This window comes from Chitinophaga sp. CC14 (assembly GCF_048957795.1).
In the GTDB taxonomy this organism is placed as follows: Bacteria; Bacteroidota; Bacteroidia; order Chitinophagales; family Chitinophagaceae; genus Chitinophaga; species Chitinophaga ginsengisegetis.
Window position 1 is genome coordinate 2,127,076 of the sequence record NZ_JARBFY010000005.1, and the last position, 14,162, is coordinate 2,141,237.

14 protein-coding genes are annotated in these 14,162 nt (G+C 47.3%); 3 read left to right on the forward strand and 11 right to left on the reverse strand.

Annotated features, from left to right (window positions below; all coding sequences use genetic code 11):
- Positions 1-57: 57 nt before the first annotated feature.
- Positions 58-405, reverse strand: coding sequence for a DUF4907 domain-containing protein (locus tag PV783_RS28075; RefSeq protein WP_420990411.1), 348 nt, complete (start codon positions 403-405; stop codon positions 58-60).
- A complete protein-coding gene (locus tag PV783_RS28080) occupies positions 398-1,396 on the reverse strand; it encodes a Kelch repeat-containing protein (RefSeq protein ID WP_200817289.1) in 999 nt (332 codons plus the stop codon). The genes PV783_RS28075 and PV783_RS28080 overlap by 8 nt, the downstream gene beginning before the upstream one ends.
- A 247-nt stretch (positions 1,397-1,643) precedes the next feature.
- Here PV783_RS28080 and PV783_RS28085 point away from each other — a divergent pair, with 247 nt between their 5' ends.
- The gene (locus PV783_RS28085; RefSeq protein WP_420990412.1) at positions 1,644-2,978 is read left to right on the forward strand and encodes a DUF4270 family protein; all 1,335 of its coding nucleotides are present in this window, start codon (positions 1,644-1,646) and stop codon (positions 2,976-2,978) included.
- A gap of 9 nt (positions 2,979-2,987) precedes the next feature.
- Complete coding sequence (locus tag PV783_RS28090; RefSeq protein ID WP_420990413.1) at positions 2,988-4,217, forward strand: hypothetical protein; 1,230 nt, start codon at positions 2,988-2,990, stop codon at positions 4,215-4,217.
- A 226-nt stretch (positions 4,218-4,443) separates the two neighbouring features.
- On the opposite strand, the gene PV783_RS28095 is transcribed toward PV783_RS28090, so the two are convergent.
- Positions 4,444-5,814 carry a GH1 family beta-glucosidase gene (locus tag PV783_RS28095; protein WP_420990414.1) on the reverse strand — a complete coding sequence of 457 codons (1,371 nt, stop codon included), beginning with the start codon at positions 5,812-5,814 and terminating at the stop codon, positions 4,444-4,446.
- Between the two features lie 189 nt (positions 5,815-6,003).
- Here PV783_RS28095 and PV783_RS28100 point away from each other — a divergent pair, with 189 nt between their 5' ends.
- Positions 6,004-7,050 carry a formylglycine-generating enzyme family protein gene (locus PV783_RS28100; RefSeq protein WP_420990415.1) on the forward strand — a complete coding sequence of 349 codons (1,047 nt, stop codon included), beginning with the start codon at positions 6,004-6,006 and terminating at the stop codon, positions 7,048-7,050.
- Here PV783_RS28100 and PV783_RS28105 read toward each other — a convergent pair.
- The 8 genes from PV783_RS28105 to hisF form a co-directional block, all read right to left on the reverse strand.
- Positions 7,033-7,542: a DsbA family protein gene (locus PV783_RS28105; protein WP_420990416.1), complete on the reverse strand. Its 510-nt coding sequence runs from the start codon at positions 7,540-7,542 to the stop codon at positions 7,033-7,035. The genes PV783_RS28100 and PV783_RS28105 overlap by 18 nt on opposite strands.
- A gap of 1 nt (position 7,543) precedes the next feature.
- On the reverse strand, positions 7,544-8,005 hold the full coding sequence (locus tag PV783_RS28110) for a redoxin domain-containing protein (protein WP_111577763.1): 462 nt from the start codon (positions 8,003-8,005) through the stop codon (positions 7,544-7,546).
- Positions 8,006-8,119: 114 nt separating this feature from the next.
- Positions 8,120-9,685 carry a TonB-dependent receptor plug domain-containing protein gene (locus PV783_RS28115; RefSeq protein ID WP_420990417.1) on the reverse strand — a complete coding sequence of 522 codons (1,566 nt, stop codon included), beginning with the start codon at positions 9,683-9,685 and terminating at the stop codon, positions 8,120-8,122.
- Between the two features lie 13 nt (positions 9,686-9,698).
- The gene (locus PV783_RS28120) at positions 9,699-10,058 is read right to left on the reverse strand and encodes a BlaI/MecI/CopY family transcriptional regulator (RefSeq protein WP_079470564.1); all 360 of its coding nucleotides are present in this window, start codon (positions 10,056-10,058) and stop codon (positions 9,699-9,701) included.
- Positions 10,059-10,229: 171 nt separating this feature from the next.
- Positions 10,230-11,369 carry an AhpC/TSA family protein gene (locus PV783_RS28125; RefSeq protein ID WP_079470566.1) on the reverse strand — a complete coding sequence of 380 codons (1,140 nt, stop codon included), beginning with the start codon at positions 11,367-11,369 and terminating at the stop codon, positions 10,230-10,232.
- 70 nt (positions 11,370-11,439) lie between these two features.
- A complete protein-coding gene (locus PV783_RS28130; protein WP_420990418.1) occupies positions 11,440-12,522 on the reverse strand; it encodes a redoxin domain-containing protein in 1,083 nt (360 codons plus the stop codon).
- A 258-nt stretch (positions 12,523-12,780) separates the two neighbouring features.
- The gene (gene hisIE, locus PV783_RS28135; protein WP_420990419.1) at positions 12,781-13,374 is read right to left on the reverse strand and encodes a bifunctional phosphoribosyl-AMP cyclohydrolase/phosphoribosyl-ATP diphosphatase HisIE; all 594 of its coding nucleotides are present in this window, start codon (positions 13,372-13,374) and stop codon (positions 12,781-12,783) included.
- Positions 13,375-13,397: 23 nt separating this feature from the next.
- On the reverse strand, positions 13,398-14,153 hold the full coding sequence (gene hisF, locus PV783_RS28140) for an imidazole glycerol phosphate synthase subunit HisF (protein ID WP_079470569.1): 756 nt from the start codon (positions 14,151-14,153) through the stop codon (positions 13,398-13,400).
- Between the last annotated feature and the right edge of the window lie 9 nt (positions 14,154-14,162).

A 14,162-nucleotide genomic window follows, 5' to 3' on the forward strand; every position in this document is an offset into this window, starting at 1 on the left:
TCTTTCTCAGTAAAAAACTGTGAAAGACAAAGCCTGCATACAAAACACATTCACAATCTATTGCGCTTCCGGTATCTGCATGGCTATTAATTCCTGCCGTGATACCGATGGTATTTTATGTTGTGTCAACTTCGTTGCTACCACCTGCCCTACACGCATTGCCTCCTCTCTTGATCTGAACACATGGTTACCAGGAATAGCGGGTATCACATCCTGGTAGATATAAGTATGTCCATCTACATTTACCTTGTATCCCCATCCGTTGTTTATCTCAAAGGGCACCACTACTACCGGAACCATATCCGACCCCGGGCCGGGTGTGGTTTTCCGGTAAGATTTCCCCACCACAAAGGCCAATACGATCACGGCTATACCAGCTACGATAATGATATTACGTTTAGTCATTTTTGTTGTACTCTGCATTTGGATCAAATTCCCATAAATCATCGAGCGAGAGGCTGGAACTGGCGCCCAGTCCAACGAAGCCACGGTCTTTCAGGCTAAAGCCAACCGCTCCTGAGCGGGCAGCTCCTTCAAAATCGGTTTTCTGTACCCAGCGGTCGGTACCCGGCGTGTATTCCCATACAGCGGCGGAATAGCCACCTTTAATACCAGAAACGATGTAGCCTTTGCCTTTCATGGAGAAAGCGGCAGCAGAGCTGCCTGCAAAGTTATAGTCATCATCAAAACTATCGTCGTTTACGTTGGCGATCGGGTTGAGGGTAGTCCAGGTAGTTCCGTCGAATGAATAGAAGTCGGTTACATTAGCTGCGTTGGCAGTACCCATGCAAACGTAGGCTTTGTTACCGATCACAAAAGCAGAAGCATCTGTTCTCTTTCCGCTGTTCATACTTTCTACCTGCGTCCACGCTGTAGCATCCGGAGCAGTAGGATCAAATTTCCAGTTATCCTTTAACCAGTTGCCATCATAACCGGTGGTAATAAAACCTTTGTCGTTCAGTGCAAAAGCCACTGCGCCGTAACGGGCCGTTCCTTTAAAGTTGGCTTTTTTGGTCCAGGTTTTGGCAACCGGATCGTATTCGTAAAAGTCGTTCAGCTTATTTAATCCGTCGTAACCGGTACCCACATAACCTTTACCGGCCATTGCCATGCCAACTGCTCCATTCCTCGCTACACCGGGGAATGAGGTTATCTGCGTCCACTGGTTCAGATCCACATCGTATACCCAGAAGTCCTGTAATCTTTCCGTTCCATCATAGCCGGTACCTACGTAGGCTTTATTATCAATTACGAAGGAAGCTGCCGAGCTCCTGGCCACGCCTTCGTATTGAGAGCGCTTCATCCAGTTCCCCACCAGCGTAGTGGTATCTGAACTTTTCGAACAGGCCGCCAGGGAAGCCATCAATAATAAACTATAACCTTTTAAATATCGCATTAGCATGTTCTTTTTACTAGCGCCAAAATTATCCGCAGGAGCATTCCCGCAAACAGGAAATAGCTGTTCCCCTGTTTTTAACGGACGGATACCGTTATTTCATCTACCAGTTGGTTTCTTTCGGCTGAAATGCCTGTTGCTACGCTATTGGCGGCATAAAGGATATATTTCGTTATTCATCGATGAATTTTGGCCATTGGCATATTAAAGGAACTGAAAGTATTGATCCTGTCTAAAATTGCGCACCATGAACAATACCATGTATCACTTATTTTTCAGGCGTTCAGCAGGAGGCATACGCAGATACCTCCCCGCACTTTTACTGGTGGCGGCTGTTTCTTCCTGCCAAAAAACCGGGTTTACCTATAATAATGTTGTAGATAATAATCAGAATACGGATTACATCCTGACCGACACGCTCACTGTAAATGTGAAAACCGTGCAGCAGGATTCTGTACCCACTTCCGGGGCTGAAGTATTACTGGCCGGGAAAAGAGTGGACCCGCTGTTTGGCACCGCCACCATACAATCCTATTTCCAGATTGCGCAACCCGCTGCAGTAGATATCCCGGTAAATGGCTCCGCATACGATTCTATGGTATTGATAATGCGTCCTAACGGCTATATCGCCGGCGACTCCACCATACCACAGGATCTCCAGGTATACCGGGTAACGTCTACCATACAAACCGCAAAAAATTTCTACTACCTGTATAACAACAGCAGCTTCTCTACAGAAAGCACGCCGATAGGCAGTTTCAGCGGCATTATCAGGCCGGGTACCGACAAAACCGTTACCCTGCATATGTCCGATCAGCTGGGCGCCCAACTGTTTGGCATGCTGCGCGATAAAAGCCCGGACATCACTGCCAATAATACCTTCCTGGAATTCTTTAAAGGACTGAATGTGAGAGGTGGCCCCAACAGTAAAGCCGTTAGCGGATTTAGCGCAACAGACAGCTCCCTCGTGATGCGGTTATACTATCACGTTAACGAAATCATCACCACTGTTAAATACGTTGATTTTAAAATGCAGGCATCTAACCTGCAATTCAACCAGGTAGTAGCAGATCATACCGGCACGCCACTGGCGCCGCTTGCCGGCAACGTTAAAGAACTTTCCTCTGCCAGCACCGGCAACAGGGTATTCACACAACCTATCACCGGATCGGCTACACGAATAGATATCCCCTATATCAAAAACCTTGTGTACATGGGGCAGTTCTTTAAAATAATGAAAGTATATATGACGCTCAAACCGGTGCTGGGCACTTATACAGATAGCCGCCTGCCACCAAGAATGGCGCTGTGCGAAGTAAATAAACTGAACGATGTCACAGATACCCTTACTTATGGTCAACTGACTGTAGATAAACTGTATGATAAAAACACCAACTACACTTTTGACATTACCAGCTATGTAACAAAAGAACAAACCGTCAGCGACGTCAACTCCCGCGGCCTCCTGCTTACACCAAGTGCTACAGACAGCAGAACAACGCTGGACCGGCTGGTTACAGGCGATCAGAAGAATACTCAAAACCAGCTTAAAATACAGTTATACTATCTGTTGTATAAATAAAGGATACTCATGCGAATAAAAATATATAGCGGATTAATCATACTCCTGTTGTGCACAGCCACTGTAAAAGCACAACACGGCCTCAATTCCATTTACTCTGCCTATGGCATAGGCGACCTGGAATCGAGGGATTACAGCCGCAATTTCGGGCTGGGAAGCACCGGCATCGGCCGCAGGCATTCCGGTTACCTCAACGAACTGAATCCCGCCTCTTACAGCGCACTGCCTCCGCAAAACTTCATGTTTGACGTGTCGCTGAAAGCACAGCAGATAAATTACAGCGGCAACAATATTTCACAAAGCGCCGGGGATATCAATTTTAAACGGCTCGCACTCGGATTCAAAGCAGCCAAATGGTGGGGCATCGGCGCAGGTATTACACCCTTCAGCAGCATCGATTACAAACTGGAAAACCAACAGTTTGTAACCGGTACAGGCACCCCTGTAACCGCCACCACTACCGGCACCGGCGGGTTTAACCGGGCCTATATCTCCAACGGTTTCCAGATCAGCAAAAATTTCTCCGCCGGCATATCTACCGCCTTCTTATTCGGACCGCTGAATACTACCCAATATATTGGTTCTGACTCCTTACAAACACAACATAACAAATACGGATTCAAACCTAACTTTACAGCAGGCGCACAATATGCAGGAAAAATAGGCAAGGACTGGCAACTCGGACTGGGCGCCACTTACCGCTTCGAAACAACGATGAAGCTCCAGGAAAAACTGAATATTGTTAACCAGGACGGCACTTCGTTATACCAGAAAGACGAAGATCCTTCTTTCTTTACCCTGCCCGCAGAATATGGTGCAGGTTTGAGTCTTACCAACGGTACCATTACCTGGGTAGCAGATTACCGGCACTCGCTGTGGAACTCACTGAATGAAAAAGGCGCTACCTACCGCTACCAGGATGGAGAACGGTATTCTACCGGTGTAGAATATACGATTAAACGGCAGTACTATAACCAAAGCTTTGAAGGAGCCGTGTTACAGGCGGGATTTGCTTATAATAAAACCCCGCTGGTAGTAGGCAGCACACAAATCACCGATATCTCCGGTACATTGGGCGTATCACTCCCCAATAAAAATGGTCAGCTAAGGTATTATGTTGGCCTGGAAGCCGGACAACGCGGCAAAGAAGGCACTGCGCTGGTGAAGGAAACATACGTAAATGCTGTATTTAACTTCAGCTTAAGGGATATCTGGTTCTTTAAACGATTAGCGCAATAGTAGATAGGAATCGCCTCCGGCGATTGTAAATTGTCCTGGAACAGGATTACGCTGATTATACTGATTTATTTGATTTTATTTTTTCGGATTTTTTATAATGATTAAGGGAGATACAGGCGAATCTATTCGCTTATATCTCCCTTAATCATTATAAAATCTAAAAGGTTCAAATCCTGGTAATCAGTATAATCAGCGTAATCCTGTTCCAAGACAAAATCCGCATCTACTACAATTCTTTCTCCGTCGACAACAACTCCCGGAACCAGTAGCCGGAGTCTTTAATCATTCGCTGCTGCGTGTCAAAATTCACGTACACCAGGCCAAAGCGGGCACGGTAGCCTTCTGCCCACTCAAAGTTATCGGTAAGGGTCCAGGCGAAATAACCATCTACCGGAATCCCTTCTTTTTTTGCTTTCAGCACCGCTGCAAGATATTCCTGGAAATAGCTGATGCGCGCAGTATCTGCTACGCGGCCATCGGCGCCGGGTATATCCGGGAAGGCGGCTCCGCCCTCTGTAACGATCAGTTTTTTTACGCCTTTGTAACCGGCAAACTGGCGGAGAATTTCGTATAACCCGTTGCCGTTAATTTCCCAGCCCAGTCCTGTTAAGGGCACATTCCTGTACCGGGCCTTCACTTCGGAGATTCTCACCACCGGCATAAAAGTATTGTACTTTACTACCAGCGGGAAATAATTCTGCACACCAATAAAATCAAAATCAAAGGCCAGCCGGTCCCAGTCGCGCCACAGGGCGTACCGGCGTTCAATACGTTTGAGCAACGGAAAATCCGTTACCGGGTATCCCATCCCCAGCGAAGGTTCCAGGAACAGGCGGTTAAACAGTGCATCTGCACGACGCGCCGCCATCAGGTCGGCGTCGCTGTTGCTATTAGGAATAATCTGTGAGCAGGACAGCGCCGTGCCGATATTGGCGCCGGCAACTTCTTCCCGGAGCACGCGTCCACCTTCCGCCTGTGCCATCACTGCATGATGCACGGCCGGCAAAAACCAGGAGAGCCCAAACTTGCCCGGTGCATGTACACCAAGCATGTAACCCAAGGCCGTAAAGCCGAAAGGCTCATTCATCACAATCCAGTTCTTCACTTTATTCCCGAATTCGCGGGCGCATACCCGTACAAATTCTTCAAAAGCAAAAACAACACCCCGGTGGCTCCAGCCGCCTTTATGCTCCAGCGCCTGGGGCAAATCCCAGTGATAAAGCGTTACATAAGGCTCCAGCCCCAGCTCCAGGCACGCATCTATTACCCGGTGGTAAAAGTCGATCCCCGCGGGATTTACCGCACCCGTGCCTTTAGGCATGATGCGCGACCACGACAGTGAAAAACGGAACACGGAAAAGCCCAATAGCTTTGCCAGCAGTATATCCTGTGTATAGCGGTTGTAAAAATCGGTGGCTACCTGTGCGTGACTTTTATCTTTGATCTTTCCTTTACGGCCGGAGAAAGTATCCCAAATAGAGGGTCCTTTGCCATCGGTATTGAAGGCACCTTCATTCTGAAATGCGGAAATAGTAACCCCCCAGAGAAAATCATCCCCGAAATCCTTTCGGGTAAAGGGTATGGCAGTTGTTTGCATATGCAATACCTGTAACCGGGGGCAAATGCCTCCCGAAACAGCATGCAGTTTACAACAGTTTTCGTGGAAATTTAATTATATAATTGTTAACGGGACATTTGCGGCCGGACAGGCGATGGTGAAAATTTCGCAAAAGCTGTTTTAATATATTATTTTTGAAAGCCTACTAAATTGATAGACAAATATTATATGTTTAAGATAAACCTATTGCTTGGCTTTGCATTTCTGAGCGCCTGCGCGGGGAATCCGGGGAAGCAGGAACCAGCTGCTGCCGGAAAGGATTCGCTGAATAAAATGGTACTGGTACCGGCAGGTACTTTTACAATGGGCGCCGACGACTCCACCGGTATGGCAGATGAATATCCTAAACACACCGTGGATATTGCCGGTTTCTGGATGGATGAACATGAAGTGACCAATGCCGAATTTGCACGATTTGTAGCCGCAACAGGATATGTAACTACTGCGGAAAAGCCTATCAGTAAAGAAGAATTGCTGGCCAGCCTGCCGCCAGGAACACCGGAACCCGACAGCGCTGCATTGGCAAGCATGATGATGCCGGGAGCGCTGGTATTCACGCCTCCTGATCATGCGGTTCCTTTCAATGATATTTCCCAGTGGTGGTCCTTTGTGGCAGGTGCTACCTGGCAGCATCCTGAAGGACCAGCCAGCAACATCGATAAGCGGGAAAATGAGCCCGTTACGCAGGTGTCGTGGCTGGATGCACAGGCTTACGCCAAATGGGCCGGGAAACGCCTTCCTACGGAGGCTGAATGGGAATATGCAGCACGTGGCGGCCTGTCGGGCAAAATATATCCCTGGGGAACCGAAGCCTTAACCAGCGGCAAGCCCAAAGCCAATACCTGGAATGGTAATTTCCCTTACAATAATACCAAAACAGATGGCTACTACGGTCTCGCCCCGGTGAAATCGTATAGTCCTAACGGTTACCAGTTATACGACATGTCCGGCAATGTGTGGGAATGGTGTGAAGACTGGTACGATGCCAATTATTATATCCAGGGAGAAAAAGGAGTGAAGAATCCGGCGGGACCGGCAGCAGGGTTTGATCCGGACGATCCGGGCCAGGCCAAGCGCGTAATCCGGGGAGGTTCCTTTATGTGCAGTGACGAATATTGCCGGGGATACCGGGTGTCGGCACGCATGAAAAGCACACCTGAATCCGGTTTGGCGAACCTGGGTTTCCGCTGCGTGCGTTCACTTGACCAGAAATGAAGATAGTTCACGGTAGTCGCCGTTGTACCGTTTGCCGTTTACATAAAAAGTAGGCGTACCGTTTACGCCGCTGCGAACACCGCTTTCAAAGTCGGCCTCCACCCTGCTCAGCAGTTTGGGCGCCTCCAGGTCTTCTGTGAATCGCTGCAGATCCAGCCCCATTTCTTTTGCCAGTGTTAACAACAGGGCTTCATTTAATTCGGGCTGACGGTTGTAAATGGCATCATGCATTTCCCAGAAACGGTTTTGTTTAGCGGCGGCTTCTGCTGCCAATGCGGCATCCATCGCATATTCATGGGCTTCAGACAATGGAAAATTGCGGAATACAAACCGGAGCTGGCGGGCAAAACGTTCCTGCAGTTCTTTTACCACGAAAAAAGCCTCCCGGCAGTAAGGGCATTGAAAGTCGCCATATTCAACCAGTTCGATAGTGGCATCGGGTGCACCGAGGACATGGTCCAATGCGTTTACCGGTGGGATCAGTGTAGGCATATCAGTTATTTTTGAGATTTTCCAGGGCTTCCAGGATGCCATCTGCGCCCGGGTTTTCGTTCACCGGCGATAAATAGCTCCATTGAATGATGCCGTTGGCATCTATTACAAATAACGCACGTTTGCTTACGCCAAACTTTTCCTCATATACGCCGTAAGCAATGGAAACCGCGCCTTTCGGCTCAAAATCGGAGAGCAGGTCGAAGTGGATCTGGCGGGCGCTGGCAAACGCGTGATGGCACCAGGCGCCATCTACGGAAATACCCAATAGCACAGCATTGTACTTTTCAAAGTAGTGAAGCATTTCATTGTACAGCGTCATCTGATCGCTGCATACGGGACTCCAGTCGGCCGGGTAAAAGGCCAGGATAACATTTTTTCCACGCAGGTCCTTTAAATGTACCTTCCTTTCCGGAGTGGCTTCCAATGTGAAATCAGGAGCAATTTCGCCTTTCTGTAACATAAGCGGTTGGATTGTTAGTCCTATATAAACAGCTGCCGCGGAATAATGTTGTGCAGAAACAAAAATGCCACGGTGGCGGACCGTGGCTTTTTGTGAGATAGGCTGTTGCCTTTATTACTTTACGATAACGGTATCAGATTCTACCCTTATCACACCCCCTGGATTCACTGTTCCGCCCGGATTGGCTTTGGTGGTGATCACTACTACACCTTCCGGATGCGCTTCCCCTTTGTAAATAGTAGCTTTGCCTCCTTTGTAAACATTTACTTCTTTGATAGAAGAAGCAGGTATGTTGTTAGCTTCTTCCTGGGTAATTTTTTTGCCGTCTACCACCAGTAATACATTAGCCGGAAGCGTTTGAACACCATTACCGTTGGTATTAATACCAGTCTTGAATCCAACCACTTTAACAGCGCTGTGGTCAGTATCCGTTGCCGGTGCAACCCTTACATCCTTCTTCATGGTAATCAGGATCACACCGTTCTTTGCCCGGGGACCATAAATTGCAGTAGCTGATTTGTCTTTCAACACGCTGATAGATTCGATATTATCCGGGGAAATGCCTTCCATTGATTCCACTGGATTACCATCTACTATGTAGAGCGGGGCTTTATCCGGATCCACATCCCGAAGCCTGATTACATTTCCTTCCTTTTGCACAGGTGCCAGGGTATCTTTTATTACCCTCGGCGGCGCAGGTGGTGACTGTTTCACTTTGGGTGGCGCAGGTGGCCGCGGTGCTTTGGGCGGCGCGGGCGGAGGTGGTGGCGGTGGTACGGTATCTTTAATGATACTGCTGATAAAAGGATTAACGGAAGGCGCCTTTGTGTAGTTGAGCGACAAAACGGTTCCCCCTACCAGTAGTCCTAATACCAGGTAACGCGCCATTTGATAACGTGATGACTTTTTGCTGTTCATCATGATGATCCTGTTTTTTAGATGTGAGAAATTGAAATTGTTTGCGATGGCCGTCGCATATGGGATCCCACTTACTTTAATTAAATTGTATTGATAGGCGGTTTTATCCACGCCCTGCTTTAGCAGGTACCTGTCTGTTATAAACTCCAGGTTTTCACGGATGGCTGTTTTCATGAGCCATGCGCCGGGATTGAACCAGTAAAAAATGTTGTTGAGTTCTCCCAATACCACATCCACACTGTGCCATTGCTGTACATGCACTTTTTCATGACGCAGTATAGCCGGCAGCTCCTCCGGCTGATGCAGCACAGGATTGATATAAATATTCCGGAAGAAAGAAAAAGGATTCACGGGTTGCTGCAGCACCTGTACAGGGATATCGGCTATTTCCCTGCGCTGCGAGCTCCGGTGTATCTTCCATAACGACAATAACTGGAAACAAAAACGTATAGCCATTACAGATACACCTGTCCAGAAGATATACACCAGCAATGTCCAGATGGTAAACACCGGTGCAGGCGCCTGCCAGCCGGCAAGATCCGGCACATAGGTCATCACATTATCCGCCAGCACCTCATGCCTGTTTACAAACGCATCGATGGGAATTGAGGGAAACAAGGATGAAAAAGCAATACCGGTAAGCAGGAACAACCGGTTCCCGGTATAAAAGGTAAGCCTGCGCAAACCAAAGCGGTAAGCGAGAAAAAATAACGTGAGCGCGATATTTGCCTTTAAGAGGTATATTAAAATAGCAGGTACCATAGCCGTAATTTTATTATTTACCTTTTTCTATCATGTTGATAATTTCCTTTAACTCAGCCGGACTGATCTTTTTCTCTTTGGCGAAAAAAGACACCAGCTCTTTATACGAGTTCTCGAAATAGTCTTTCACAAAGCCGTTCATAAACTTCTGTTTATAAGCTGCTTCTTCCATAACAGGCGTGTATTCATATACGTTACCCACCTTCCTGCTTTCCACAAATCCTTTTTTCTCCAGGTTCTTGATGGTGGAAGCCAATGTAGTATATGGGGGCGCCGGAGCGCTGTGCGCTTCCAGGAAGTCTTTCACAAAACCTTTCCCTACTTTCCAGATAGCCAGCATGGCCGTTTCTTCTTGCTGGGTCAGTTTTTCCATAGTAATGAATATTTTTGAATTACGATTCTTTCGTAAATCTACGAAAGTTTCGTAGATAAACAAATATTTTTTCAGAAAGATGATTTCAGCGGGCAGGATTGTTAAAAAAGAAAGAGGTGCAAAGGATGGAACCTTTGCACCTCTTAATATATTTCTCCCGGAGGGAAATTATTATTTCAATATCTCTTCCAGCTTGGAGGCCAGTTCATCACCACGCAGGTTTTTTGCTACGATCTTTCCTTTAGGATCGATCAGTACATTCTGCGGGATGGCGCGAACGCCGTAAAGGTCTGCTGCTGCATTCTTCCAGCCTTTCAGATCGGATACATGCGTCCAGGTGAGCTTGTCTGCATCAACAGCCGCCAGCCACTTGTCTTTTTTGTCATCCAGGGAAACGCCGAGGATTTCAAAGCCTTTGGATTTGAATTTATCGTATGCTTTTACCACGTTAGGGTTTTCTGCACGGCAGGGGCCGCACCAGCTGGCCCAGAAATCAACCAGTACATATTTACCACGGAAAGACGACAGGCTGATATCTTTACCACTGGCATCTGCCTGGGCAAATTCAATGGCAGGCTGACCAACAGCCGTTTTACGGGCAGATTCGAGACGTTTGGAGAATTCCTTACCGGAAGGTGAATTCTTCGCTTCCTTGCTTAATTTCTTGAACAGCGGTGTAACTTCAGCTGGTTTTATATCATAACCGGCTACCTGGTTTAACAGGAACATCGCAATGGGAGAGTTGGTATTTTTAGAAAGAAAATCGTTCTCGATCTTTTTCTCTTCTACGTCTAACGCGTCATATTCTGCTTCCAGCTTCTTAATCCCTTCTTCGTCTTTATTCTTTGCCAGTTCGCGGTATTGTTTCTGCAAAGCAGCGCTTTTCTCATTTACATCTTTCAGCAGCTCATTCAGATTTTTATAATCGTCATTTGCTTTAGAACCGGTAACAGTAGCTTTGCTGATAGAATCAGTAGTGCTGATAGTGATAACGCCTTTGTCCAGGAAAACCGCCAGCATATCACGTCCCATCGACATTGGTTTTTCTGTGCCTTTCTGCACCAGCATCAGGCTGGCCAAACCAGCTTCTTCCAGGGTGCCGTTAAAGGTAAATTTACCGTCTTTGATCTGCGCACTATCCATGAAGTTCTCACCGCCCTTACGCATCCGGAGGTAAACAGTAGCAGGATTCTGCTGTTGGGAAACAGTTCCCTGTATAGTATATGGTTTGCCTGCAGCCGCGCCTTTCTTATCCTGGGCAAACATCAGCGCCGGCACTAAAAGGGCAACACCTATAATCGCTTTTTTCATTGGTTTTTGTTTTACGAATAACAAATTTGTAAAATCCGCCGGTCATTAACAACCTGATTTTGATAAGCGGCTATTTTAGCAACTGCTCCAGTTTAGCCTCCAGCTCTTCCCCACGCAGATTGCGGGCAATAATTTTCCCGGTGGGATCTACGAGGAAGTTGGTGGGAATAGACTGAACGCCATACTGCACGGCTACTTCATTGCCCCAGCCACGCAAATCAGATACCTGGGTCCAGGCCAATCCGTCCTGGTCAATAGCCCGCAACCAGCGGTCGCGGTTATCATCCAGCGAAACGCCCAGAATGGTGAAGTTTTTATCCTTGAACCTGTTATAAGCCTTTACTACATTGGGATTCTCCTGGCGGCACGGACCACACCAGCTCGCCCAGAAATCAACCAATACATACTTGCCGCGGAAAGACGATAATTTTACCGGCTTCCCTTTGGTATCCTCCTGCGAAAAATCGTCGGCTGCCACATTCAACACGTTCGCTTTCAGACTTTTTACATAGGCGGTTACGCTCTGCCCGTACTGGCTTTCCTGCACCGACTTATCCAGTGATTCAAACAATTGTCTGAACTCTTCCGGCTCCAGCCTGCTGCGCAGTTCGTTCATCATCAGCCAGATACTGGCAATACTCTTCGGATGCGAGGTAATAAACTGTTTACCGGTATTCACCACTTCCCGGCTGAAAGTCTCCGCTTTCTTACGGAAGGCATTCTTTCCCGGCTCGTCTTCAGGATTGATCTGTTTTGCTTCCTCATTCAGCTCCTGCGCCTGTTTGATCAATGGCTCAAATGCTTTCTGGTACTCCTGCATCGCCAGCGTATTTTCATTTCCCTTTACGGAAGTAGCAATGGGATAAGTAGCCACAGAAGTAGTAACCTGAACCGGCTCGTTCCCTGTTACAAATAACAACGGGTAATTTACGTCCCGCAATATCAAAGCATACACCGCAGGCTCCTTACCACCTTTCACACGGAAGCTGAACTGCTCATTCTTTATCACTGCCGAATCATCCGGGTTGTTATCCTGGTCGTTAAAAAGATAAATGGTTTTGCCGTTGCCTCCCCTCACAATACCCGACACCTGCTGGGCATCCGCACCTGCGAAAACCAACACCGCAGCGGCTAACAGGAAAATCTGTTTCATTAAGAATTATTTTAATTAGTTAGTGGGGTGTAATATACGAAGAGATTTTTTTATGGAGATGGCTGCCGGCTTCGCCGGCTTTTAAATTGTCTTGCCCAGGATTTAACTGATTAAAGTAATTACCGTGATTTGATTTTGTTCATGAGTGGGCTTATAAGTTAGTTATCAACCTCTAATAAATAAAAATAAAATCAGCGAAATCATTTTAATCAGTTAAATCCTGGGCAAGACAATTTAAAAACCGGCGAAGCCGGTATACTATTTATGCCGCTGTTTTAACACCGATATAACATCTGACAGCTGGAAACCCTTTGCCTGAAGAAGGATCAGGTAATGGAACAACAGGTCAGCGGATTCGTTGAGGAACAACTCATCGTTATTGTCTTTGGCTTCAATCACCACTTCTACGGCTTCCTCTCCTACTTTCTGCGCAATTTTGTTGATGCCTTTGGCAAAAAGACTGGCAGTATAAGATTTATCGGAAGGATTGTTTTTCCGGTCGGTAATGATGTTCTCCAGGGTGGAAAGAAAGTTGTTGTCTACATTCTTTTCATCCCAGCAGGTATCAGCGCCGGTATGGCATACCGGGCCTACAGGACTGGCTTTAATGAGAATCGTATCCTGGTCGCAATCTACCATGAGGTCTTTAACGATCAGGAAATTACCACTCTCCTCTCCCTTTGTCCACAAACGGTTTTTTGAGCGGCTGAAAAAAGTCACCTTGCCATCCAAAACGGTTTTCTCCAGCGACTCCCGGTTCATATAACCGAGCATCAGCACCTTATTGGTGATGGCGTCCTGTATAATGGCCGGTACCAGGCCATCGGGCGACTTTTGAAAATCTATCTGCATTGTTTACTTGTTTCAGGTATCACTTAAAATCTTACGTTCACTCCCTTGTTATAAAGAAAAGTTTTGAGCGCAGGAATTTCTATTTCTTTATAGTGGAAGATGCTCGCAGCGAGTGCGGCATCTGCCTGTGCGTTTTCAAAAACGTCGGTAAAATGCTCCATCGTACCAGCGCCGCCGGAGGCTATAACAGGTACATTCAGGTGCTGTGCCAGCTGCCCGGTAATATCCAGCGCAAAGCCTTTCTTCGTGCCGTCGTTATTCATGGAGGTAAGCAATATCTCACCCGCCCCACGGCCGACTGCTTCTTTTGCCCAGTCGAATGCTTTTACATCCGTTTTCACGCGGCCGCCATTGAGGTATACGTACCAATCGCCGTCCTCAAAGCGGGTATCAATAGCCAGTACAATACACTGACTGCCAAATTCGCGGGCCAGCCTGTCTACCAGCGCCGGGTCTTTAAAAGCAGAGGTATTCACCGAAATCTTGTCTGCACCGGATTGCAGCAGTACGTAAACATCTTCTACAGAAGAAATACCGCCACCAACAGTAAACGGAATATTCACATGACGGGCAATGTTTGTTACCAGTTCCGCCAGCGTTTTTCTCCGTTCATTCGTTGCCGTTATATCCAGGAACACCAGCTCATCTGCTCCCTGTGAAGCATATAAAGCACCCAGTTCCACGGGATCGCCGGCATCGCGGATATTTTCAAAATTGATGCCCTTCACGGTACGGCCGTCTTTGATATCCAGGCATGGTATGATGCGTTTGGTCAACATGTGCTAATA

What these genes read in the sequence shown, in the direction of transcription:
- PV783_RS28090 (WP_420990413.1), top strand. Translation starts at nt 2,988, where the DNA reads ATGCGAATAAAAATATATAGCGGATTAATCATACTCCTGTTGTGCACA.
- PV783_RS28110 (WP_111577763.1), bottom strand. Translation starts at nt 8,005, where the DNA reads ATGTTACAGAAAGGCGAAATTGCTCCTGATTTCACATTGGAAGCCACT.
- PV783_RS28075 (WP_420990411.1), bottom strand. Translation starts at nt 405, where the DNA reads ATGACTAAACGTAATATCATTATCGTAGCTGGTATAGCCGTGATCGTA.
- PV783_RS28080 (WP_200817289.1), bottom strand. Translation starts at nt 1,396, where the DNA reads ATGCGATATTTAAAAGGTTATAGTTTATTATTGATGGCTTCCCTGGCG.
- PV783_RS28125 (WP_079470566.1), bottom strand. Translation starts at nt 11,369, where the DNA reads ATGAAAAAAGCGATTATAGGTGTTGCCCTTTTAGTGCCGGCGCTGATG.
- PV783_RS28115 (WP_420990417.1), bottom strand. Translation starts at nt 9,685, where the DNA reads ATGGTACCTGCTATTTTAATATACCTCTTAAAGGCAAATATCGCGCTC.
- PV783_RS28100 (WP_420990415.1), top strand. Translation starts at nt 6,004, where the DNA reads ATGTTTAAGATAAACCTATTGCTTGGCTTTGCATTTCTGAGCGCCTGC.
- hisF (WP_079470569.1), bottom strand. Translation starts at nt 14,153, where the DNA reads ATGTTGACCAAACGCATCATACCATGCCTGGATATCAAAGACGGCCGT.
- PV783_RS28120 (WP_079470564.1), bottom strand. Translation starts at nt 10,058, where the DNA reads ATGGAAAAACTGACCCAGCAAGAAGAAACGGCCATGCTGGCTATCTGG.
- PV783_RS28130 (WP_420990418.1), bottom strand. Translation starts at nt 12,522, where the DNA reads ATGAAACAGATTTTCCTGTTAGCCGCTGCGGTGTTGGTTTTCGCAGGT.
- PV783_RS28095 (WP_420990414.1), bottom strand. Translation starts at nt 5,814, where the DNA reads ATGCAAACAACTGCCATACCCTTTACCCGAAAGGATTTCGGGGATGAT.
- hisIE (WP_420990419.1), bottom strand. Translation starts at nt 13,374, where the DNA reads ATGCAGATAGATTTTCAAAAGTCGCCCGATGGCCTGGTACCGGCCATT.
- PV783_RS28105 (WP_420990416.1), bottom strand. Translation starts at nt 7,542, where the DNA reads ATGCCTACACTGATCCCACCGGTAAACGCATTGGACCATGTCCTCGGT.
- PV783_RS28085 (WP_420990412.1), top strand. Translation starts at nt 1,644, where the DNA reads ATGAACAATACCATGTATCACTTATTTTTCAGGCGTTCAGCAGGAGGC.